Annotated in this window: 18 protein-coding genes and 1 pseudogene; 12 read left to right on the top strand and 7 right to left on the bottom strand. The window is 73.3% G+C overall.

The annotated features are described in order from the left end of the window. Positions 1 to 290: 290 nt before the first annotated feature. The 5 genes from AB0L59_RS06830 (at position 291) to sucD (ending at position 7094) form a co-directional block, all read left to right on the top strand. On the top strand, positions 291 to 1454 hold the full coding sequence (locus tag AB0L59_RS06830; RefSeq protein ID WP_365580952.1) for a VWA domain-containing protein: 1164 nt from the start codon (positions 291 to 293) through the stop codon (positions 1452 to 1454). Positions 1455 to 1584: 130 nt separating this feature from the next. Next, the gene (locus AB0L59_RS06825) at positions 1585 to 2424 is read left to right on the top strand and encodes a hypothetical protein (protein WP_365580143.1); all 840 of its coding nucleotides are present in this window, start codon (positions 1585 to 1587) and stop codon (positions 2422 to 2424) included. 185 nt (positions 2425 to 2609) lie between these two features. Next, complete coding sequence (locus tag AB0L59_RS06820) at positions 2610 to 4568, top strand: hypothetical protein (protein ID WP_365580140.1); 1959 nt, start codon at positions 2610 to 2612, stop codon at positions 4566 to 4568. 434 nt (positions 4569 to 5002) lie between these two features. Then, complete coding sequence (sucC, locus tag AB0L59_RS06815; RefSeq protein WP_365580138.1) at positions 5003 to 6181, top strand: ADP-forming succinate--CoA ligase subunit beta; 1179 nt, start codon at positions 5003 to 5005, stop codon at positions 6179 to 6181. 28 nt (positions 6182 to 6209) lie between these two features. After that, the gene (sucD, locus tag AB0L59_RS06810) at positions 6210 to 7094 is read left to right on the top strand and encodes a succinate--CoA ligase subunit alpha (RefSeq protein ID WP_365580135.1); all 885 of its coding nucleotides are present in this window, start codon (positions 6210 to 6212) and stop codon (positions 7092 to 7094) included. Positions 7095 to 7256: 162 nt separating this feature from the next. Here sucD and AB0L59_RS06805 read toward each other — a convergent pair whose 3' ends face one another. Continuing rightward, positions 7257 to 8348 (bottom strand): sigma factor-like helix-turn-helix DNA-binding protein, encoded by a 1092-nt coding sequence (locus AB0L59_RS06805; RefSeq protein WP_365580132.1) that lies wholly within the window; start codon positions 8346 to 8348, stop codon positions 7257 to 7259. A gap of 96 nt (positions 8349 to 8444) precedes the next feature. On the opposite strand from AB0L59_RS06805, the gene AB0L59_RS06800 reads away from it, so the two are divergent. Continuing rightward, positions 8445 to 10250, top strand: coding sequence for a DUF6350 family protein (locus tag AB0L59_RS06800; protein ID WP_365580129.1), 1806 nt, complete (start codon positions 8445 to 8447; stop codon positions 10248 to 10250). A gap of 14 nt (positions 10251 to 10264) precedes the next feature. Here AB0L59_RS06800 and AB0L59_RS06795 read toward each other — a convergent pair whose 3' ends face one another. After that, entirely contained in the window at positions 10265 to 11143 is an 879-nt protein-coding gene (locus tag AB0L59_RS06795; protein WP_365580126.1) for a hypothetical protein, read from the bottom strand. A gap of 243 nt (positions 11144 to 11386) precedes the next feature. On the opposite strand from AB0L59_RS06795, the gene purN reads away from it, so the two are divergent. Beyond that, positions 11387 to 12076: a phosphoribosylglycinamide formyltransferase gene (gene purN, locus AB0L59_RS06790; RefSeq protein ID WP_365580123.1), complete on the top strand. Its 690-nt coding sequence runs from the start codon at positions 11387 to 11389 to the stop codon at positions 12074 to 12076. Next, entirely contained in the window at positions 12073 to 13641 is a 1569-nt protein-coding gene (gene purH, locus AB0L59_RS06785) for a bifunctional phosphoribosylaminoimidazolecarboxamide formyltransferase/IMP cyclohydrolase (RefSeq protein ID WP_365580121.1), read from the top strand. The genes purN and purH overlap by 4 nt, the downstream gene beginning before the upstream one ends. 67 nt (positions 13642 to 13708) lie before the next feature. Here purH and AB0L59_RS06780 read toward each other — a convergent pair whose 3' ends face one another. From AB0L59_RS06780 to AB0L59_RS06765, 4 genes are all read right to left on the bottom strand, one after another. Further along, a complete protein-coding gene (locus AB0L59_RS06780) occupies positions 13709 to 14191 on the bottom strand; it encodes a hypothetical protein (RefSeq protein ID WP_365580118.1) in 483 nt (160 codons plus the stop codon). Between the two features lie 97 nt (positions 14192 to 14288). After that, positions 14289 to 15821, bottom strand: coding sequence for a protein kinase (locus AB0L59_RS06775; protein WP_365580115.1), 1533 nt, complete (start codon positions 15819 to 15821; stop codon positions 14289 to 14291). After that, positions 15818 to 16567: an FHA domain-containing protein gene (locus AB0L59_RS06770; RefSeq protein ID WP_365580113.1), complete on the bottom strand. Its 750-nt coding sequence runs from the start codon at positions 16565 to 16567 to the stop codon at positions 15818 to 15820. The genes AB0L59_RS06775 and AB0L59_RS06770 overlap by 4 nt, the downstream gene beginning before the upstream one ends. A 159-nt stretch (positions 16568 to 16726) precedes the next feature. Beyond that, positions 16727 to 17290: an RDD family protein gene (locus AB0L59_RS06765; RefSeq protein WP_365580111.1), complete on the bottom strand. Its 564-nt coding sequence runs from the start codon at positions 17288 to 17290 to the stop codon at positions 16727 to 16729. A gap of 253 nt (positions 17291 to 17543) precedes the next feature. On the opposite strand from AB0L59_RS06765, the gene AB0L59_RS06760 reads away from it, so the two are divergent. The 4 genes from AB0L59_RS06760 (at position 17544) to AB0L59_RS06745 (ending at position 21865) form a co-directional block, all read left to right on the top strand. Further along, entirely contained in the window at positions 17544 to 18398 is an 855-nt protein-coding gene (locus tag AB0L59_RS06760) for a bifunctional methylenetetrahydrofolate dehydrogenase/methenyltetrahydrofolate cyclohydrolase (RefSeq protein WP_365580108.1), read from the top strand. Then, entirely contained in the window at positions 18388 to 18861 is a 474-nt protein-coding gene (locus AB0L59_RS06755; protein WP_365580106.1) for a DUF3017 domain-containing protein, read from the top strand. Before AB0L59_RS06760 ends, AB0L59_RS06755 begins: the two co-directional genes overlap by 11 nt. Positions 18862 to 19268: 407 nt before the next feature. Then, positions 19269 to 20507 (top strand): DUF2690 domain-containing protein, encoded by a 1239-nt coding sequence (locus AB0L59_RS06750; RefSeq protein WP_365580103.1) that lies wholly within the window; start codon positions 19269 to 19271, stop codon positions 20505 to 20507. A 368-nt stretch (positions 20508 to 20875) separates the two neighbouring features. Beyond that, entirely contained in the window at positions 20876 to 21865 is a 990-nt protein-coding gene (locus tag AB0L59_RS06745; protein WP_208899197.1) for a malate dehydrogenase, read from the top strand. A gap of 77 nt (positions 21866 to 21942) precedes the next feature. Here AB0L59_RS06745 and AB0L59_RS06740 read toward each other — a convergent pair. Beyond that, positions 21943 to 22770, bottom strand: a pseudogene (locus AB0L59_RS06740) (MFS transporter); the annotation flags it as partial. Between the last annotated feature and the right edge of the window lie 14 nt (positions 22771 to 22784).

Raw genomic sequence — 22784 nt, 5'->3', positions numbered from 1 at the left:
GCGTCTGGACGGGACACGTCTGGGGCCGCCACCACCGGATGTGCCACGTCCGAATGCGCCGCGTCTGGGGCCGCCACCACCGGATGCGCCGCGACGGAACACGCCACGTCCGAATGCGCCGCGTCTGGGCGGGGCACGTCTGGGCCCGCCACCACCGGATGCGCCACGTCCGAGTGCGCCGAGCCTGGAAGAGCCGGGCCTGGACGGGGCACGTCCGGATGCATCACGTCCGAATGCGGCACAACCGACGACAACAGCCTGGCCGGAGTGGGGATATGACGACCAAGTCGATGCGGGGGGACGTCGGTGATCCGGCGGGGGAGCGGTTGCGGCGGTGGCGGCTGGTGCTCGGTGGCGACCAGGCCGACGGCACCGGATGCGCGCTGTCCGGCCGGGACGCGGCGATGGACGGCACGCTCGCCGCGCTCTACGGCAAGGGGGACAAGCCACAGGCCGGGCGGGACCGTTCGGCGGGACTCGGCGGCTCGGCGCCGTCCGTGGCCCGCTGGCTCGGGGACATCCGCACGTACTTCCCGTCCTCCGTCGTGCAGGTCATGCAGCGCGACGCCATCGACCGCCTGGGCCTCGCCTCCCTGCTGTTGGAGCCGGAGATGCTGGAAGCGGTGGAGGCGGACGTGCATCTGGTCGGCACGCTGCTCTCGCTGAACAGGGCGATGCCGGAGACGACGAAGGAGACGGCACGCGCGGTCGTGCGCAAGGTCGTCGAGGACCTGGAGAAGCGGCTGGCGAACCGTACCCGGGCCACGCTCACCGGCGCCCTCGACCGCAGCGCACGGATCAGCCGCCCGCGCCACCACGACATCGACTGGAACCGCACCATCGCGGCCAACCTCAAGCACTACCTGCCCGAGTACCGCACGGTCGTGCCGGAACGGCTCATCGGCTACGGGCGGGCGGCGCGGTCCGTGAAGAAGGAGGTGGTCCTCTGCATCGACCAGTCGGGCTCGATGGCGGCATCGGTGGTCTACGCGTCCGTGTTCGGTGCGGTCCTCGCCTCGATGCGCTCGATCAGCACCCGGCTGGTCGTCTTCGACACGGCGGTGGTCGACCTCACCGACCAACTGGACGACCCGGTCGACGTCCTCTTCGGCACCCAGCTCGGCGGCGGCACGGACATCAACCGGGCGCTCGCCTACTGCCAGTCACAGATCACCCGGCCGGCCGAGACCGTGGTCGTGCTGATCAGCGACCTCTACGAGGGCGGCATCCGCGACGAGATGCTCAAGCGGGTGGCGGCGATGAAGGCGTCCGGGGTGCAGTTCGTGGCGTTGCTCGCGCTGTCGGACGAGGGCGCGCCCTCGTACGACCGGGAGCACGCGGCTGCGCTCGCCGCGCTCGGGGCACCGGCCTTCGCCTGCACCCCCGATCTGTTCCCAGAGGTCATGGCGGCGGCGCTCGAGAAACGGCCGCTGCCGATACCGGACACCGTGTGATGCCGGACACGAAAGGGGTGGGAAAAGGGACATGACTACCCATCGGTAACAGAGGGGTTGCGCGGCCTCGGGCGCGGCGTGCAAGGATCGGCGGAGCCCGTGTCGTGCCGAGCCGAGGATGTTCCGCTCCTTGACCTTCCCAGCAGCCCTCCTTGGTGCCACCGTGCGCGTGCTGCGTACGGCGGCCGGACGGCGCGCGCTCCAACTGGCGCTGCTGGTGGGCGGACTGTTCCTGCTGGGCTTCCTCTGCGGCGAGCAGGCACACGCGGCCGACGGCACCCCGGCGACGGCGAGTTCGGCGCGGTCCGCGGGGACCGGACCCGAGGGTCCGGTGCAGGCCGTGGATGCGGTCCGCACGGCCACCGAGCGGGTTGTCACCCACGTCCACACCGTCGGTGAACAGGCCGTCGTCCCCGTAAGGGACGTACTCTCCACCGTCACCCGGACCGTCGAGACCACGGCCACCCGAGCCGCCGGCACGCAGCCCCGGCCCGCCGCCCTGCCCCTGCCCGGCCTCGCGCGAGTGCCGCACGTGCCCGCCCGTCCGACGCCCGAGCCGGCGTCCACGGTGCGCGCGGCGCAGCGGCACGGCGGTGCGGTGGCGTTCGCTCCGGCGGAGCGGACGCAGCGGCACGCCCGGGCCCGCGCCCGTGCCGTGATCGTCGACGCACCGGCGTCGACGGCCACGTACGGCCCCGTGACGATCCCCGCGCCGCAGCCCGAGGCGCGCACCCTCGGGCACCACGGCGCCGCTGCTGCCGGAGCCCCCGGCCGCCCCGCGCCGACCCCGGACCCGGACGGCGTCCTCGGCAAGCAGGCCGTCGACGGCAGCGCGACCCGGCACGGTGACGCGCACGCCGTCACCCTCGACGACCGGGCGCCCCTGCGACTCACGCCCGGCCCCACCGCGCGCGCCGACGCGCCGAGCACCCGCGAACGGCTCCGGGACGTTCCCGTCTTCCCCGGCTAGGCAGCACGGCCGACCCTCCCCGCCACGGCCCTGCCGAGCGGGGCGGAACAGGTCTGCCCCCCGTCCGGACCAGCCCGGCGATCAGCGCTGTCAGCAGTCCAAGCGCTCACCGCGACCGGCGTTCAGCGGTCTCCGGACGGCACCCCAGCCGATTCCAGCCGTTTCCGAAGGACTTGACGCACGCAATGAACAAGAACATCCGTCGTTCGATCGTGATAGCCGCCGGTGTCACCGGGGCCTGGGCGCTCGGCTCGGCCGTCGCCAGCGCCGACGAGCTGTCCGCCACCTCCGTCTCCGCACCGGACGCGGGCGGCACGGACAGCGTCGCCGGGACCGTGGACGGCGTCCTCACCGGCGTCCACGACACCGTCTCCGGCGTCCAGAACGCCGTCGGACACACCGTCTCCGGCCTCACCGGCACGGCCGACTCGACCACCTCGACCGTCACAGGCACCACCGCCGAGGCCACGCAGCCCGCGCAGGCGATGCGGACCGCCGCCACCGCCGACCAGGCCCGCCGCTCTGTCGACGCCGAGGTCCCGGCCGCCGGGAAGATCCGGGGCGCCGAGGCCGTGCGGGGCGCTCAGGCGGCCCGTAAGGCGCAGCCACACGCACCGACGCGGACGCAGGTCCAGGGCCGGGCGCAGGCGCAGGCCGACGGCACGCACCTCACCGCCCACGTCGGCCACCCGGCCGCGCACGCCTCCGCGACCGTGTCCCGGGCCGTTGCGCACGGCAGCGCCCAGGACGAGATCGACTACCTCTTCGGCCCGCTCTCCTCCTTCGCCCCCGAGGTCGAGGAGGCCCTGGCCGCCGCCCAGACCAAGCTCCAGGCCACGCAGGCGGCCGCCCGTGCGAAGGCGCAGGGCGTCCAGGGCGCCGTGCGCACCACGGCACAGCGGACCGTCGCGGGTGCCCAGGGCCGGACCGCCGGTGCCACGGACGTCGTACGCGGCACGGCCGCCGGGGCGACCGGCGCCGCGGAGGCCTCCGCCGGCGGAGTGCCCGGGCATCTCACCGGTACGGTCGCGGGCGTCGGGCAGCGGGTCGTCGGTACGGTCCGGGCCGTGCCCGGCGCGGTCACGCCGGTGGTGGACGAGACGGCCACCGGCGCCGTTCCGCCGGTGGCCGCCACCGCGGTCAGCGGGGCCGTGCCGGTCGCCGGCCGGGCGGTGACGGACGTCAGGACCACCGCCGGTCACGCGGCCGAGGGCGGGTACGGGACCGCCCAGGGCACCGTCCCGGGCGTGTACGGAGTGGCCGCGGGCGCCGTCTCCGGGGCGCTGGGAGTCGCCGGGGGAGCCGTGCCCGGGGCGTACGGGACCGGCGAGGGCGCCGTCACGGGGGTGCACGGGGTCGCCACGGGTGCCGTCGGCGACGCGCGGCCGGTGGCCGGGGGCGTGGAGTCGTACACCGGCACGGTCGCCGCACAGGTCGCGCAGGGCGCCACGGAGGCGGTCCTTCCGCCGGTGGCCTCCGCCGCCGTGCGCGGGGTCGTGCCCGTGGCCGGCCGGACCGTCGCCGACGCGGGTGCCCTCGGCCACGGCGTGGCCGGTGACGTCCAGCCCTTCGCGGGGGGTGCCGTCGGGGCCGTACCGCGGCTCGCGCACGGGGTGACCGGGCAGACCGGGGCCTTCGCCCAGAACGTGACCGCCCAGGTGCCGCCGTTCGCGGCCGGCGCCACCGACGCGGCCGCACCACTCACCGACACCGCCACCGGTGCGCTCGCACCGACCGCGGACACCGTCACCGGAGCCGTGTACCAGGCGGTCCACACCGCCACCGGCGCCGTGCACCAGGTGGCCGGCACCGCGGCGCCCGTGGCCGGGCAGGTCACCGCGGCCGCGCTGCCGGTGGCCGACGGGGTGGGCGGGAGCGCCGCCGGTCTGGTCCACGGCGTCGCGGGCGGGACCGGGCCGTTCGCTGCCGGGGTCACCGGCGCCGTCGCGCCGCTCGTCCAGCAGGCCGGGGCCTTCGGGTACGACCTCGAGGGCACGGGCCGGGACGGCGGCGCTCCGCTCGCCGCGGATGCCGTCGACGGGGCCGGAGGGGTCGCCCGTGTGGCCGTACCGACGTACCTCCAGCAGGCCCAGGCCCCGTACGGCGTGCGGGAGGTCCCCCGGGGCATGCCGTACCAGGGCTGAGCGGCCCGATCCGCTCCGCGGGGTGTCCGTACCCGGACGGCCGAATGCCGTCGGCCCGTCCGGAGGGCCCCCGCGGCCGGGCGGGTGGTCCCCATTGGGGTGGGGATCAACCGCCCCGGCCCCGGCTCCACCGGGGCCGTCCCAGAGGCCTCACCGGGTCAACCCCAGCCCGGTGAGGCCTCGCACACCGCCCGTACCCCACCCCGTCGCGGCACGCCGTGCCACCGGATCCGGCATCATGTGACAGGTATCACCGCTCGTGTGTGACCCTCGATTTAGGGAGCCCCCGCATGCGGCGATAACCTGCGAGACGGACATGCCGCGCGCTCGGACACCGTGTGCGCCTCCCTTGTGACAAGCGGACGTCACGTTGCCCTTCGCGGCACGCCCACGCATCCAACGAACCGCGAGATCACTGATAGGGACGGAAGCGCGTGGACCTGTTCGAGTACCAGGCGAGGGACCTCTTCGCCAAGCACGATGTACCGGTGCTGGCCGGTGAAGTCATCGACACGCCTGAGGCGGCGCGCGAGATCACCGAGCGGCTGGGCGGCAAGTCCGTCGTCAAGGCGCAGGTGAAGGTCGGTGGTCGTGGCAAGGCCGGTGGCGTCAAGCTGGCCGCCTCCGCGGACGAGGCCGTCGCCCGTGCGACGGACATCCTCGGCATGGACATCAAGGGCCACACGGTCCACAAGGTGATGATCGCCGAGACCGCCCCGGAGATCCTCGAGGAGTACTACGTCTCCTTCCTCCTCGACCGTGCGAACCGCACCTTCCTCTCCATCGCCTCCGTCGAGGGCGGCATGGAGATCGAGGAGGTGGCGGCCACCCGCCCCGAGGCCGTCGCCCAGACCCCGATCAACCCGATCGACGGTGTGGACCTGGCCAAGGCCAAGGAGATCGTCGCCGCGGCGAAGTTCCCGGCCGAGGTCGCCGACAAGGTCGCCGACGTCCTGGTCAGGCTGTGGGACACCTTCATCAAGGAGGACGCCCTCCTCGTCGAGGTCAACCCGCTGGCCAAGGTCGCCTCCGGTGACGTCATCGCCCTCGACGGCAAGGTGTCGCTCGACGACAACGCCGAATTCCGGCACCCCGAGTTCGAGGAGCTCCACGACAAGGCCGCGGCCAACCCGCTCGAGGCCGCCGCCAAGGAGAAGAACCTCAACTACGTCAAGCTCGACGGCGAGGTCGGCATCATCGGCAACGGCGCCGGTCTCGTGATGAGCACCCTGGACGTCGTCGCGTACGCCGGTGAGAAGCACGGCGGCGTCAAGCCCGCCAACTTCCTGGACATCGGCGGTGGCGCCTCCGCCCAGGTGATGGCGAACGGCCTGGAGATCATCCTGGGCGACCCGGACGTCAAGTCCGTCTTCGTGAACGTCTTCGGTGGCATCACCGCCTGCGACGAGGTCGCCAACGGCATCGTGCAGGCCCTGAAGCTCCTGGAGGACCGCGGCGAGAAGGTCGAGAAGCCGCTCGTCGTCCGCCTCGACGGCAACAACGCCGAGCTGGGCCGGAAGATCCTCACCGACGCCAACCACCCGCTGGTGCAGCGCGTCGACACCATGGACGGCGCGGCCGACAAGGCCGCCGAGCTGGCCGCCGCCAAGTAAGCACTCAGGACGAGGACACCAACACACCATGGCTATCTGGCTCAACAAGGACAGCAAGGTCATCGTCCAGGGCATGACCGGCGCCACCGGCATGAAGCACACCAAGCTCATGCTCGGTGACGGCACGAACGTCGTGGGCGGCGTGAACCCGCGCAAGGCCGGCACCACCGTGGAATTCGACGGCACCGAGGTACCCGTCTTCGGCACCGTCCAGGAGGCCATCGAGAAGACCGGCGCCAACGTCTCCGTCATCTTCGTGCCGGAGAAGTTCACCAAGGACGCGGTCGTCGAGGCCATCGACGCCGAGATCCCGCTGGCCGTCGTCATCACCGAGGGCATCGCCGTGCACGACACGGCGTCCTTCTGGGCGTACGCCGGCAAGAAGGGCAACAAGACCCGCATCATCGGCCCGAACTGCCCCGGCATCATCACCCCGGGCCAGTCGAACGTCGGCATCATCCCGGGCGACATCACCAAGCCGGGCCGCATCGGCCTGGTGTCGAAGTCCGGCACGCTGACCTACCAGATGATGTACGAGCTGCGTGACATCGGCTTCTCCACCGCCGTCGGCATCGGTGGCGACCCGATCATCGGCTCCACCCACATCGACGCCCTGGCCGCCTTCCAGGACGACCCGGAGACCGAACTCATCGTGATGATCGGTGAGATCGGTGGCGACGCCGAGGAGCGTGCCGCCGCGTTCATCAAGGAGAACGTGACCAAGCCGGTCGTCGGCTACGTCGCGGGCTTCACCGCGCCCGAGGGCAAGACCATGGGCCACGCCGGCGCCATCGTCTCCGGCTCCTCCGGCACCGCCCAGGCGAAGAAGGAGGCCCTGGAGGCCGCCGGTGTCAAGGTCGGCAAGACCCCGACCGAGACGGCGAAGCTGGCGCGCGAGATCCTGAGCGCCTGAGCTTCCTGATGCCAAGCCGGTAGGCCCGTCCCGTTCGCCGGGGCGGGCCTACCGGCGTTTGCGCAGAGCGTCCCGGGCGGGGGCGCAGGGAGTTGCCCCACCGGCCACGGCGGTCCCCCGACCGAGCACGCGCCGCACCCGTGCGGCGCGTTCCCGCAGCGCTCACCGAAGTTGCGGCACCAGACGGGCCGGGCCGCTCGCGGCTGCCTTCCGCAACGTGTCCCGCAGCGCCTGTTCCTCCGGCGACAGCGGGCCCCTCACGCCGAGGGGGCCCATCACGCCGGGCGGGGGGACCCCCTCCACGGCCTGCGCCGGAGGGATCGGCGCTTCATAGTGCGTCGGGGCCGTCCAGAGCATCAGCGCCGTCGCGCCGACGATCGCCGTCGTGAACGCGATCGCCGCGCGGGTCCAGAACACGTTCCGCCGTTCGCTGCGGGTGCGCACCACCGTCGGCCCGGCCGCGTGCAGCTGTTCCGCCGAGGCCAGCTCCGGCAGCCGGCGCTGCAGCTCGGCGGGGTCGGCGAGGTCCGGCTGCTGCGCGGCCAGCGCCTCCCTGGCATGCGTCAGCCGGCTGGCGGCGGCCGGCGTGCTGGCCTCCGTCTCCGCCGCCGTCTCCGGCAGATCGAGGCCCACACCGTCGTAGAGGACGAGCGTGCGCCGGTACACCGGCGGAAGCTCCAGCAGGGCCCGCAGCAATGCCTGGTCGGCCTGGTCGGCAGGGGGCGGCTCGGGGGACCGGTAGCGGGGCCGGAAGCGGTGCCAGGGCGAGAGCGCGCAGTCGTGCGCCACCGCCCGCACCCAGCCTGCCGGATCCCGGTCGCGGGCGACCTCGGGCCAGCGCTGCCAGGCCAGCTGGAAGGCCCGCTCCACGGACTCGCGAGCGAGCTCCCGGCGCCCGGTGAGCAGATAGGTCTGCCGTAGGAGGGCGGGGGCGCAGAACGCGTACAGGGCGTCGAAGGCCTGAGCTGGCGTCAGCGGATCGGCCGGGGCGGCGGCCGCCGGTTCCTGCGGGCGCGTCCTGGCCGCTGTGGCTCCCTCGACCGTCTCCTGGAGGATGAACGTCGTCAGCAGCCTGGCGTACGCCTCCCCTCTGCTTCCGTGCGGGACGAGGTGGCCGGACTCCCACGCGCGCAGCATCGAGCAGCTGACGCCGACCTGCTCGGCGACCTGAGCAGGCGTCAGCGACCGGTCCACGCGCAGACGTCGGCGTTCCTGCGGCGGTGGCAGCGGACTGGCGGCGTTCTGCGTCGTCACCGTGCGCCCTTCCGTACCGAAAACAACATAAACGTATATTGAGCGACACATCGGAGGTTCGCCCGTTACAACGGGAAAGCGCGTGTCGTTGGGAGCATGGCGTGCGTGATCCTGATGACCGCTCGCCGACCGTCGTTGTCACCCCTGCTGACCCGGATGCGGAACCGCGAGCCCGGACTGGCCGCGAGCGTCCTGAGCGGCGCCGTCGCGGCCGGACTCGGATGCGGCTCGTTCGCCGTGCTGGTGATGGCGCTGTGGGTCAGTTCGCCGTACCCCGACAGCGGTCCGGGCGGCGCGCTGCACGTCGCGGCCGCGCTGTGGCTGCTGGCGCACGGCGTCGAACTGGTCCGCACCGACACGCTCTCCGGCGCGCAGCTCCCGGTCGGCGTGACCCCGCTGCTGCTGCTCGCGCTGCCGGTGTGGCTGGTGTACCGGGCGGCCAGGGACGCGGTGGACGCGCCCGCCGACTCCGACGGCCCGCCGCCCGTACCGGCGCAGACGGTGTGGACGGGGGTCGTGCTCGGCTATCTCGGCGTGGGCGGGCCGGTCGCGCTGTACTGCTCGGGCGGTGAACTGCGCCCCGCCTGGCTCTGGGTGACGGTGTGCCTGCCGCTGGTCGCGGCGGCCTCGGCGGCGGCCGGGGTGTGGTCGGCGTACGGCCGTCCGCGCTGGGGGGACCTCCCGGCCCCTGCGGAACCGCGCGCCGGGGGGCCGGTGCCGAGCGCGCCGGCGGTGCTGCCGGGGCCGGTGCGGCGGCTGGCGTCCGGTGCGGACGCCCGCGCCCGGCTGGCTACGGCCGTGCGGGCCACCGGGGCGGCCACGACGGTGCTCTTCGGCGGCGGGGCGCTTCTGCTCGCGGTGTCCCTGGTGTGGCACGGCATGGCGGCGCGGGCGTCCTTCCTGCAGCTGACGGAGGGGTGGACGGGGCGGTTCGCGGTGCTGCTGCTCGGTGTCGCGCTGATCCCCAACGCGGCGGTGTGGGCCGCGTCCTACGCCCTCGGTCCCGGGTTCCTGCTCGGCGCCGGGCATGTGGTGCACCCGTTCGCCTCCGATGCGGCCCCCCTGCTGCCGCCCTTCCCGTTGCTGGCGGCCGTCCCGGACGCGGGCACCGGAACGCCGCTGAACTGGGCGGCGGGGCTGGTGCCGGCGGCGGCCGGGGTGACGGCGGGCTGGTTCGTGGCGCGGGGCGCCGTACGCCGGCCGGAGCCGGGCGCACCGGCGTCGGCCCCCTGGTCGGCGGTTCGTACCGCTGGAGTGGTCCTGCTGACGGCGACGCTCTGCGCGGCGGCCTTCGCCCTGCTCGCCGACCTGGCCGGCGGCCCGCTGGGCGTGTCGGCGCTGGCCCGCTTCGGGCCGGTGTGGTGGCAGGCCGGGGGAGCGGCATGGGCGTGGACCGCGCTGTTCGCGATGCCGGTGGCGCTGACCGCACGGGCGTGGCGGCTGTGGGGCCGGCGTACGAAGGGCGGGGAGATCGTGGCGCGGGACACCGGGGCGGGGAGGAAGGACGAGGGGCCCGCGACCGACTCGGCCGTCCAGGCCAAGGAGACGGCCAGGACCAAGGGCAAGGGCAAGGAGGCTGCGAAGGCCGAGGACGAGGCCGAGAAGGCCAGGGGCACGCACGCGGCCAGGGTCGAGGACGTGGTCAAGGGCAGGGAGCCGGACAAGGGCAGGGGCAGGGCGTCGGCTCAGCCGGGGACGGTGCCCAGCGCGACCGGCGCCGCGGAGGAGGAGCCGTACGACGTCCTCCCGGCCGACGACTCCTTCCCCACGGACTGGCACGACGACCTGGCCCGCGCCTCCCGCTGGGCGGCCCTACGGGACGCGGCCGCGCCCGACGAACTCCGGCCCGACCCCGCCGACCCGCTGCCGGACACACCGGAACCTCCGGACACGCTCCACTGACCTCCTGCCGGCGGTCAGCTGTTCCCCACTCCCAGCACCCCCCGCAACTCCTGTGGCAGCAGCTTGTCGCAGGACTGTTTGGCCTCGTGGGTGAGTGCGTCGTTGACGCACGTGTAGTAGTCGCGGTAGACGAACTGGACGGTGAAGGTCGAGGCCACCAGGACGAGGGCCAGGGACGCCGTGATCAGACCGCCGATGGCCGCCGTCGTCTGGGGGCGGGCCGCCCCCCGCGGGGCCGGGGTGTCCGGGTCCGCCGCCCCGCGCGGCTTGGCGCGCAGGGCGCTGCCGCCCCAGTACAGAGCCAGCACGCCCAGCAGCAGCGCCACGTACGGCCAGCTGAACAGGGCGAAGAAGACGGCCCACATGCCGGACAGCAGCGCGTAGCGCGCGCGGCGCTGGACGGGGTCGGTGGGGTCCCAGCGCATGCCGGGACCGACCGGGCCGTCCGGGCCCTGGGGTCCGCCGCCGGGCCGCTCGCCGAAGCCGCCGGGGGAGCGGCCGGGCTGGCGGTCGCTCCACTGCTTGCCCCACGGAGAACCGTCCCCGTGACCGTGGCCCTGATGAGGACCCTGACCGGAGCCCTGCGAGCCCTCGGGGTGGCGCGGCCGCCAGGGGCGGTCCGGGCTGCCCTCGGGCGGCGGTGCGAAGGGGTTGTCGTCCTGCCGGCCGTCGCCCCGCCCGCCACCGTCTCGTCGGTCACCGTCTCGTCCGCCGGAGCCTCGCCCGCCGGTGTCCCGGCCGCCCTGCCCCGCGTGTCCGCCCTGTCCCGCGCGCCCGCCCCGGGGAGCCTCGGGCGGCGAGGCCGGCCGCTCCCGCAGCAGCGTGGCGCCCCGCTCGCCTCCCGGCTCCGGGCTCGGAGGGAACGTGAGGAGTCGCAGGCTGCGAACGGGCATCAAAAGAGCGTCTTCCCCTAGGCGAATACGGCTGTGCACACGGCTGTCCGATATGGGCTTCCTCCCCGACAACGCACCGTACGACGACCGCGTTCCCGAGGCTGCCCTTCGTGATTCCCTGCGAACGCTACCTTCCGGCCCCGCACCCGTCCCGTGGGGGCCTTCCCGTGTGCCGGTATCGTTGCTGACGGTCGCCCGGTTCGTAGACTTCCCTGTATCACGGGGCATGAAGCATTCGTACGAATGAACAAACCGACGGCCGCGACAGTCGTCACCCCGAGAAAGGGCCCCACAGTGGCCGCCACCCCCGCTGGCCCAGCGGTCAAGCGCCTCGTCGTACTGGTCTCCGGATCCGGCACCAACCTGCAGGCGCTCCTGGACGAGATCGAGCGGACCGGAGCCGAGCGGTACGGCGCGCGGATCGTCGCCGTGGGGGCCGACCGCGCCGCCGTGGAGGGGCTCGCCCGCGCCGAGCGGGCCGGGCTGCCGACCTTCGTGTGCAGGGTCAAGGACTTCGCGAGCCGCGAGGAGTGGGACGCCGCCCTCGCCGAGGCCGTGGCCGCCCACGAGCCGGACCTCGTGGTCTCCGCCGGGTTCATGAAGATCGTCGGCAAGGAGTTCCTCGCCCGGTTCGGCGGGCGGTTCGTGAACACCCATCCCGCCCTCCTCCCCAGTTTTCCGGGGGCCCACGGCGTCCGCGACGCGCTCGCGTACGGCGCCAAGGTCACCGGCTGCACCGTCCACTTCGTCGACGACGGCGTCGACACCGGCCCGATCATCGCCCAGGGCGTGGTCGAGGTCCGGGACGAGGACGACGAGAGCGCGCTGCACGAGCGCATCAAGGAAGTCGAGCGAAGGCTGCTCGTCGAGGTCGTGGGGCGGATCGCCCGCAACGGCTATCGCATTGAGGGACGAAAGGTAGTTATCCAGTGACCGCCACCGCCGAGAGCAACAAGCGGCCCATTCGCCGGGCGCTCGTCAGCGTCTACGACAAGACCGGGCTGGAAGACCTCGCGCGCGGGCTGCACGAGGCCGGTGTGGAGCTGGTCTCCACCGGGTCCACGGCGGGCCGCATCGCCGCCGCCGGCGTCCCCGTCACCAAGGTCGAGGAGCTGACCGGCTTCCCCGAGTGCCTGGACGGGCGGGTGAAGACCCTGCACCCGAAGGTGCACGCGGGCATCCTCGCCGACCTGCGGCTGGACAGCCACCGCGAGCAGCTCGCCGAGCTGGGCGTGGAGCCGTTCGACCTCGTCGTCGTCAACCTCTACCCCTTCCGCGAGACCGTGGCCTCCGGCGCGAGCGACGACGAGTGCGTGGAGCAGATCGACATCGGCGGACCCTCGATGGTCCGCGCCGCCGCCAAGAACCACCCGTCCGTGGCCGTGGTGACCAGCCCCCAGCGCTACGCGGACGTCCTCGCCGCCGCGAAGGACGGCGGCTTCGACCTCGCCGCCCGCAAGCGCCTGGCGGCCGAGGCGTTCCAGCACACCGCCGCCTACGACGTGGCCGTCGCCTCCTGGTTCGCCTCGTCCTACGCCGCCGCGGACGAGTCCGGCTTCCCGGACTTCCTCGGCGCCACCTACGAGCGCAAGAACACCCTGCGCTATGGCGAGAACCCGCACCAGGGCGCCGCGCTGTACGTCGACGGCACGGGCGGTCTCGCCGAGGCCGAGCAGCTGCACGGCAAGGAGATGTCGTACAACAACTACACGGACACGGACGCCGCGCGCCGTGCCGCGTACGACCACGACGAGCCCTGTGTCGCGATCATCAAGCACGCGAACCCCTGCGGCATCGCGGTCGGCGCGGACGTCGCCGAGGCGCACCGCAAGGCCCACGCCTGCGACCCGGTGTCCGCGTACGGCGGTGTCATCGCCGTCAACCGTCCGGTCAGCAAGGAGATGGCCGAGCAGGTCGCGGACATCTTCACCGAGGTCATCGTCGCCCCGGACTACGAGGAGGGGGCCCTGGAGGCCCTCACCAAGAAGAAGAACATCCGCGTGCTGAGGGCCCCGGGCGCGCCCTGCAACCGGGTCGAGGCCAAGCAGATCGACGGCGGTGCGCTGCTCCAGGTCACCGACCGCCTCCAGGCCGAGGGCGACGACCCGGCCAACTGGACGCTGGCCAGCGGCGAGGCGCTCTCCGCCGACGAGCTGAAGGAGCTGGCCTTCGCCTGGAAGGCCAGTCGCGCCGTCAAGTCCAACGCGATCCTGCTCGCCAAGGACGGCGCCTCGGTCGGCGTCGGTATGGGCCAGGTCAACCGCGTCGACTCCTGCAAGCTGGCTGTGGAGCGGGCCGGTGAGGAGCGGGCGCGTGGCTCCTTCGCCGCCTCCGACGCGTTCTTCCCCTTCCCCGACGGTCCCGAGATCCTCATCGAGGCCGGCGTGCGGGCGATCGTCCAGCCGGGCGGTTCGATCCGGGACGAGCAGGTCGTCGAGGCCGCCAAGAAGGCGGGCGTGACCATGTACTTCACGGGCACGCGCCACTTCTTCCACTGAGCACCCGGAACGAGTGACGGCCTCCGGCCCTCCCCCGAGGGAGCCGGAGGCCGTCGGCCTGCTCGGGTCAGCAGGGGCGCAGCGACCAGATCGGGTCCCAGGTCGCGGTGCCCGCCTCGTAGGCCGTCGAGGTCCAGCGGACGCTGCCGTCCTGGTTGAAGAACCTCGCGACCGTGCCGGGCGTCTGGTTGTTGGTGAACGGGCCGTCCCCGGTCCAGTTCGTGACGTTCCAGGTCTGGCACTTGTAGAAGTCGAACTTGGTGCCCTTGACGATCATGCACAGGTGTCCGTAGGCGCAGTCCAGGTCCTTGGCGGTGACCCTGCCCCTCGGGGCCCTGGTCAGGGTCAGGCCGTCGTACCGGACCTCGTCGGCGGAGGCCGAGAGCGGCTTCGGGTGCCCCGCGAGGATGTGGTCGGCCACCTGCTGGACACCGGTGACCCTGGTCCCGTCCGGTGCCGCGGCGGTGGCCGCCACCGTGGAGCCGGCGAGCAGGGCGGTGGCCGCGACGAGCAGCGCGGCGGGCTTGGCGATGTTCACGTGTTCCCCCATGTGAACGAAGGTGTCGGTCGCTCCGCCCGGACGCTCCGGCGGAGTGGTCCCACCGTCGCAGCCGTGCCGTTTCGCCGGTACCTCGGAAGTCTCAGGGTCACTTCCTGCCCGGGGATGCGTACTCCTTGAGGTAGTGGGCGACACGGGCGCAGTAGTCGCGGTACTTCGGGGGAACTCCGCCCGTGTCGTTCACCTTCGAGTACGACGTCCGGTAGGCGGCGGCGAGCAGCACCCGTCGGTCGCCGGGCAGGCCGGCCTTCAGGTTGGGCGCCATGAAGCAGAGGTAGCGGCCCATGGCCGGAATGGAGACGGAGGGGGTGAGGGGCGGGGTGGGTGTGGCCGCCGCGGGGGCGCCGTCGTCGCGCATGTACCAGCGCAGGACGGCGGGGGTCCAGCGGGCGATGCCGAACTCGTGCTTGGCCGGGTCGGAGAGGTTCGGGTCGAAGTTGCTCTCGGCCTTCAGCATCGCCGCGATGAGCGCGGGGGTGACGTCGGGCTCGGGGCAGGCGTGGGCGGAGTCGACGATCAGCTTCCGGTACTGCGCCGGGACGCCCTTGTCCGTGCGGAGTTCGGCGGCGCCGTAGCCGGCCGGGTCCTTGCCGTCCGTGCCGCCGGCGGCCGTCCAGGTGCTGATGCCGTAGCCGAGGACCGCGACGGCGGCGGTGGCGGCCGCGGCACCGGCGATCACCGTCGGCCGGCGTCCGCGGCGCGGGACCACCCGGGGCAGGCGCGGCGAGCGGCCGGTGCCGGCGGCCGCCTCGACGCGGCGCAGCAGCGCCTCGGTGGTGATGCGCGCGGCATGCGTACGGGCCAGGCAGTCGCGGACGATCTCCCGCCAGGCGTCCGGGAGCCGGGGCGACAGACGCAGTTCGTCGGCGCCGCGGGCGTAGGCGGCGGCCGCGTCGCGGCGGGCCGTGGGGGTGGCGCCGGGCAGCGGGAACGAGTCGGTGAGCACGAGATGGGCGAGCACGCCGAAGGCCCAGACGTCGGCGGACGGGCGGATCCGCCGGCCGCGTTCGCCGATCTCCGCCCACAGCAGCTCGGGCGGGGTGTAGTCGGGGGTGGAGAAGGCCGGGGTGTAGGCGTGGGTGCCCTCCAGCTCGGCGGCCATGTTGAAGTCGGCGAGCCGCGCGGAACCGTCCGCCATCAGCAGCACATTGGCCGGTTTCAGGTCCCCGTGAACCCAGCCCGCCCGATACAGCTGGGCCAGCCCCTCGCAGACCTGCGCCAGCAGCACGGGCCCGGCGTCCGGGCGGGGCGATGCGCTGAGCAGGGCGGACAGCGACCCCTCGGCACGCTCCAGCACGAGGACGGTGGCGCCGTCGAGTTCGGGTCGGCCGGGGTCGTCGACGACGAGGGTCTCGTACATCCGGATCAGCCGCGGCCGCCGCAGCCGGCGGTGCAGGTCGACCTCGCGCTCGATGAGCTCGCGCAGATGGGCCAGCTGGCGCGGGGTGCCGGTGCCGGTGGGCAGGAACTTCAGCGCGGCGATCGCGGGGAGTTCCCCGGAGCCGGCCGTGCGCCGGCCCGCGTACACGCTGCCGAAGGCCCCTGTCGCGATCGGCTCCCGCACCTCCCAGCCTCCGACCCGGTAGCCCCGCGGCACGGGCACGGCGTACGGCTCGGTCACCGGGCCGCCCGGCTGGCCGAGCCGGACCCGGACAGGACCACCAGGTCGTCCTCGCGTACGAGGTCGAAGCGGAGCGCCAGGGATACCAGGGACTCCTTCTTGCCGTTGAGGCGGGGACCGGTGTCCGCGGTCTCCGGGCCCGGCTTGAGCCGCAGCTTCACCGCCAGGTAGTCGATGTTCCACTGCACCGAGGTGCGCGAGGCGGCGGGCCAGGCGGGGCGCAGCCGGTCGACGACCTGGTCGACGGTGGGCAGCGGGGCGTGCGGGTCGCCGCGCAGCCGCGGTTCGCACAGGGCGGCCAGGACGGCGAAGTACCGCTTGGTGCGGTCGACGGAGAAGGCGGGGGCGGTGGTGTCGCCGTCGGGCCCGGGGCCGTCGCGCAGGTAGTCGTGCCGGGGCGCCCACACCTCGATCGTCAGCAGGTCCCCGGCGGCGGGCAGCACGATCCGCGAGAACTCGAACGGGATGGGCGCGTCGAGCCGGCCCGGACCGACCTTGATGTGCTCGCCGGCGCCCTCGGGGTTGTCCACGACGTACGTCTGCCGCGCGGACAGGTTGCTCAGTATCCAGAACGCGCCCTGCGCGCCGAGCTCGCCCGCCCGGCGGGAGACCCCGTCGTGCGGGATCGTCAGATCGTTGCCGGGCGCCCGCCCGAAGGTGAGGCGATCGCCGGGTGCGAGCCGGATCCGGGTCCGGTGCTGCCGGTCCTCCGGGGTCGGCGGAGGTACGACGATGATGCTGTACAAGGTGCGTCTCCCCGTGCCTGACGGCCACCTCGGCCGGGTACGGCCACGCCGGTCAGCCTAGGGGGAGACGCCAGGGCCGTGCCTCCCCCTGGACGGGTGAGACACGGCCCTCGGCGGTGAATTGGCGCGAACTGGCCCGTGCGGCCCTCGGGCCGCCGGTCAGTTCGAGCGGATCACGATCGTCGAGCACACCTTGTCGGCGAACGTCTGGCGCTTGGCGTCCCACGCCGGCCACAGCCAGCCCAGGTAGCAGGGCAGGCTGTCCAGGAAGTGCGCGATACGGCGGACGAAGGCCATGCCGACGCCGATCGGCTGTCCGTCGCTCTCGCGCACCAGACGGATGCCGAGCACCTTCTTGCCGACGGTCTGGCCGGTGCGGCCCTCCATGATCAGCTGCCAGATCGCGATGCCGAGGATGGCCAGGCCGCCGATCGCGATCAGCGCCGGCACGTTCCGCCCGACGAGGACGAGGATGTAGGGCACGGCGAACACGAGCCCGTCCACGAGCGTGCCCGCGAACCGCTGGCCCCAGTTGGCGTACGACGGCTGGACGGGCTGGTAGCCGTAACCGGCCGGCTGTTGCGGGTAGCCGTAACCGCCCTGAGGCGGCACACCGGGCGCCTGCGGGTAGCCGTATCCGGCCTGCCCCTGCTGCGGGTGGCCGTACGGCTGGTTGGGGTCCTGGGGCTGACCGTAGCCGGGGTTGGGCGAGCCGAAACTCATGGCGGGATTCCTCCGTTGACATGGCGGGGACGGCGCGGAAGGCACGGAGGAACATCAGGATCTGAGCGGTTTGCCCCCCAACCAGACCGCGGTACTGCGCCGCTCATCGTCAGGGGAAAGGCTGATTCTTGTCCAGTCGGAAGCACAGGCCGTTGTGCAAGTGCAACATCCATGATCAAGCGGTGACCACGGCGGCCCCGTCGTCGGCCACCCGGATTGGAACCACGGCCGGGTCATCCGCGAGGATGGGGGTATGACCGCCCAGATTCTCGATGGCAAGGCCACCGCAGCCGCGATCAAGTCCGATCTGACCGCCCGCGTGGCGGCGCTGAAGGAGAGGGGCGTCACGCCCGGCCTCGGCACGATCCTGGTCGGGGACGACCCCGGCAGCCAGAAGTACGTCGCCGGCAAGCACCGCGACTGCGCGCAGGTCGGTATCGCCTCGATCCAGCGCGAACTGCCCGCCACGGCCACCCAGGAGGAGATCGAGGCGGTCGTACGGGAGCTGAACGAGGACCCGGCCTGCACCGGTTACATCGTCCAGCTGCCGCTGCCCAAGGGCATCGACGAGAACCGCATCCTGGAGCTGATGGACCCGGCCAAGGACGCCGACGGTCTGCACCCGATGAACCTCGGCCGGCTGGTGCTGAACGAGCCCGCCCCGCTGCCCTGCACCCCGAACGGCATCCTGACCCTGCTGCGCCGCCACGGCGTGGAGATCAAGGGCGCCGAGGTCGTGGTCGTCGGCCGCGGTGTCACCATCGGCCGGCCGATGCCGCTGCTGCTCACCCGGCGCAGTGAGAACGCCACCGTGACCCAGTGCCACACCGGCACCCGCGATCTGTCCGCCCACCTGAAGCGGGCCGACATCATCATCGCGGCGGCCGGCTTCCCGCACCTGATCCGCGCCGAGGACGTCAAGCCCGGCGCCGCCATCCTGGACGTCGGTGTCTCCCGCAACGCCGAGGGCAAGATCGTCGGCGATGTGCACCCTGACGTCGCCGAGGTGGCCGGCTGGATCTCCCCGAACCCCGGCGGTGTGGGCCCGATGACCCGGGCGCAGCTGCTGGTCAACGTGGTCGAGGCGGCGGAGCGCAGTGCCGGCTGAGCGGGCGCACGGCGGTGAGCCGACCGTGCGCGACGCGATCAGCGCCCCGGACGCCGAGGGGCGCCCCCGGCGGACCACCCGCCGCTTCCCGCGGATCACCAGGGACACCGCGCGACCGGAGGGCGGCGGCCGGGCCGCGTCCGGGGACGCCCCGGCCCCGGCGCGGCAGTGGCCCCTGCTCGTGGTGCTCGGCGGGGTCGCGCTCGGCCTGCTGCTGACCGCGCTCGACACGTTCCGCTTCGGCACCCTGCTGGTCGGCGCGGCCCTGCTGGCCGGGGCGGTCATGCGCTGGATACTGCCGAGCGTCGGCATGCTCGCCGTCCGCTCCCGCTTCACGGACATCGCCACCTACGGCGTCCTCGGCCTGGCGATCGTCCTGCTGGCGATGATGGCCCAGCCCGATCCGTGGCTGCAGATACCCTTCCTGAAGGACCTCCTGCACGTCACGCTCAGCAACAAGTAGCGCCAGGACGCACAGCACCGCCGGTGGCCCGCGCCTCCCCCGGGGACGCGGGCCACCGGCGTGTCTCCTCGGCCTCGTGCCTCGGACGTCACGACCGCCCGATGGGGCCCCGCCGGCGCCCGACCCGGCCTCGGGTGCCGGCGTACGAGACGGGGCTGGTGGCCCCGGACGGCCGGACGGCGGCTCGCCCCCACCCCCGAAGAGGGGCGAGCCGCCGTCGGCCATCACCCTCCCGTCCATGAACCGCCTGTTCAACGCCTGTCCTTGCGCTGTGGCACGGAAGTGACCGTTCCGCCACGGTGTCCGCGCGCACCGGCATGCTCCCGTGCGCCCCCCTTCCGGGAACTGGGATCCTTAGGTGACGCATCCTTGTGGGTAGCCAGGACGGGGGAAGTAGGGGGGAAGCGATGCCTCGTTGGAAAGATCTGCCCGACGATCTCGATCCGCAGATCAAGGAGTTCACCAGCCAGGTGCGGCGGCTGGTGGACCGCAGCGGCCTGAGTGTCGCGGCGCTCGCCGACCGCACGGGCTACAGCAAGACGTCCTGGGAGCGTTACCTGGGCGGCCGGCTCCTCGCGCCCAAGGGCGCGGTCGTCGCGCTCGCCGAGGTCACCGGCACCAACCCGGTGCACCTGACCACGATGTGGGAGCTGGCCGAACGCGCCTGGAGCCGGGCGGAGATGCGGCACGACCGCACCATGGAGGCGATCCGTATCTCCCAGGCGCGCGCCGCGCTGGGGGAGTTCGGGGCGGCGGAGGCGAGCAAGGGGCCGTCCGGTGCCTCGTCCGGCCGCAAGGCGGGCGGCACCGGCGCGGCCACGGGGATCGCCGGTCCGGCCGGTGTCTCCCCGACGATCCCGCCCCAGCCGACGGCCCCCGACGCCGACGCCCGCGAGGGGGCGGGCCGCGACGCGGCCGGGCGGGACGGTGCCGGGCGCGGCGGGACCTCGGGCGCCAACTCCTGGGGTCTCGCCGGATATCAGGGTCCGTCGGGGGCGAGCGGCCGCCCCGGCACGGCGGCACGCGCGGACGCCGGTGCCGCCGCCGCGGACGGCGCGGGAACCGACGCGGCTCCCGACGGCCCGGCGTGGACTCCGGGCACCCGGAATCCGTACGACGGGCCGCCACCGGCGACCCGCCCGGCCGCGGGGAGCGCGGGACGGCAGCGGGTGATCATGTTTCTCTCGGGGCTCGTCGGTGTGCTCGTCGTCATCGCCGCCGTCTTCTTCTTCACCCACCGCGGCGGTGCGCGGCACGAGGGCGCCGCCAAGCGGCCGTCCCCCACCGCGACGAGGCACGCGAGCCCCCCGCCCGGGGTCAAGTGCACCGGCGCCGCCTGCGACGGCAAGGACGCCGAGGCCATGGGGTGCAGCGGTGACCTGGTGAGCACCGCCAAGACCGCCACCGTCGGCACCACCACCCTGGAGGTCCGATACAGCAAGACCTGCGGCACCGCCTGGGGCCGGATCACCGGCGCCGCCCAGGGAGACCGGGTCGAGGTCTCCGCCGGGGCGGTACGGCAGAGCGGCGAGACCGGCGGGGCCGGCGACACCATCGCCTACACGCCGATGGTCGCCGTCAAGGACGCGGCACAGGCCAAGGCCTGCGCGACGCTCGCCTCAGGCCGGACGGGGTGCACGAAGTAGGACGGTGCACGAAGTCGGACGGCACCAGGACGACGCGGTGAGCGGCTCCCGGAAACGGGAGAAGGAAATTCCGGCGCGGCGCGCATGGCCCCCGCCGATCCTGGGCACGCGTCGAGTACCCCCACGGGAGTCCGGCAAACCGGTACCCCCACTTGGCGGCCGCCCCGGTCCTCTCCCCCTCTCCCGGACGGGCGGCCGCCACTTCTTTCGACATGTGTCCGACTTGTGGGGTGAGCCACACGGCCCGGGACGTCTCGCATGCCGGATGCGCGATAGCCTGACGGCTGGATCGATCTCTTGACGCCAAGAGATCGATCATCCGTCCGGGGCAGGGACGCCCCACCGCCAGCTGTCATACGGAGAACGCCATGACCCGCACTCCCGTGAACGTCACCGTCACCGGCGCGGCCGGCCAGATCGGTTACGCCCTGCTCTTCCGCATCGCCTCCGGCCAGCTGCTCGGCGCGGACGTGCCGGTCAAGCTGCGCCTGCTGGAGATCACCCCGGCCCTGAAGGCCGCCGAGGGCACGGCCATGGAGCTGGACGACTGCGCCTTCCCGCTGCTCCAGGGCATCGACATCACGGACGACCCGAACGTGGCCTTCGACGGCGCCAACGTAGCCCTGCTGGTGGGTGCTCGTCCGCGTACGAAGGGCATGGAGCGCGGTGACCTGCTGGAGGCCAACGGCGGCATCTTCAAGCCGCAGGGCAAGGCCATCAACGACCACGCCGCGGACGACATCAAGGTCCTGGTCGTCGGCAACCCGGCCAACACCAACGCGCTCATCGCGCAGGCCGCCGCGCCCGACGTCCCGGCCGAGCGCTTCACGGCGATGACCCGCCTGGACCACAACCGCGCGCTCACCCAGCTGGCGAAGAAGACCGGCTCCACGGTCGCCGACATCAAGCGCCTGACCATCTGGGGCAACCACTCCGCCACGCAGTACCCGGACATCTTCCACGCCACGGTCGCCGGCAAGAACGCCGCCGAGGTCGTGAACGACGAGAAGTGGCTGGCCGAGGACTTCATCCCGACCGTGGCCAAGCGCGGTGCCGCGATCATCGAGGCCCGTGGTGCCTCGTCGGCCGCCTCCGCCGCCAACGCCGCGATCGACCACGTGTACACCTGGGTGAACGGCACCGCGGAGGGCGACTGGACGTCGATGGGCATCCCCTCCGACGGTTCCTACGGCGTCCCGGAGGGCCTGATCTCCTCCTTCCCGGTCACCACGAAGGACGGCAAGTACGAGATCGTCCAGGGTCTGGACATCAACGAGTTCTCCCGCGCCCGCATCGACGCGTCGGTGAAGGAGCTGGAGGAGGAGCGCGAGGCGGTTCGCTCGCTGGGCCTCATCTGAGAGTTCCGTAGAGGCAGCTGACGCCCGGCGTCCCGCCGTGGGGATGCCGGGCGTCGCCGTGTGCGGGAGCGTTTCGGCTACCCGCCGTGGGGGTGGGCGCTCGCTGCCGGGTGGCGGTCGCTCGTGGTTGCTCGCGCCCCGCGGCGGAGCCGCACACCGGCACGGCCCCGCGCCCCCGCGGGGCGCTTTCCGTACCCGGCGATCACCAGTGCCGTGGCCGCCAGCACCACCACCCCCACAGTCCGCAGCGCCGGCCCCATGCCGTGCAGCAGGTCGGCGTGGGCGGACAGGACCGTGCCGGTGACGGCCACGCCCAGTGCCGCGCCGGTCTCCCGGGCCGTCGTGCCGAGGCCGGAGCCGAGGCCGGCCTGGTGGGGCGGGAGCGAAGTGACCACGCCGATGGTCAGCGCCGGCATGGACAGCCCGGCGCCCGCCGAGATGACCAGCAGCCAGCACACGAACACCGCGTACGGCGTGCCCGCGTCGGCCGTGGACGCGCCGAGCAGGCCGAGGCCGATAAGGGCGAGACCGGTGCCGATGACCGGGCGGGGACGGTCGGCCCAGCGGGTGGCCAGCTGCTGGGCGGCGGCCATCCCGACCACCAGCGGCATGATCGCCACCCCGGTGAGGGCGGCGCCGAAGCCCTTCACGTCCTGCAGGTACTGCGAGTTGACGAAGAACAGGGAGAACAGCCCGAAGAAGCCGGTGGCCGTGCCGAGGGAGGCCGCCCGCAGGCGCGTCGAGGCGAAGACCCGCGGGTCGAAGAAGGGTGCCGGCGCGCGCAGGGCGTGGGCCGTGAAGACGGCGATCACCAGTGCGCCGGCCGCGAAGGCACCCAGGATGCGCGGGGAGGTCCAGCCGTACGTCGGGCCCTCGATGATGCCGAACAGGGCCACGACCAGGCCTGGGGGTCGTACGG

The sequence above is a fragment of the Streptomyces sp. NPDC052109 genome, assembly GCF_040680195.1.
In the GTDB taxonomy this organism is placed as follows: domain Bacteria; phylum Actinomycetota; class Actinomycetes; order Streptomycetales; family Streptomycetaceae; genus Streptomyces.
This window is presented reverse-complemented; position numbering and strand designations above follow the sequence as displayed.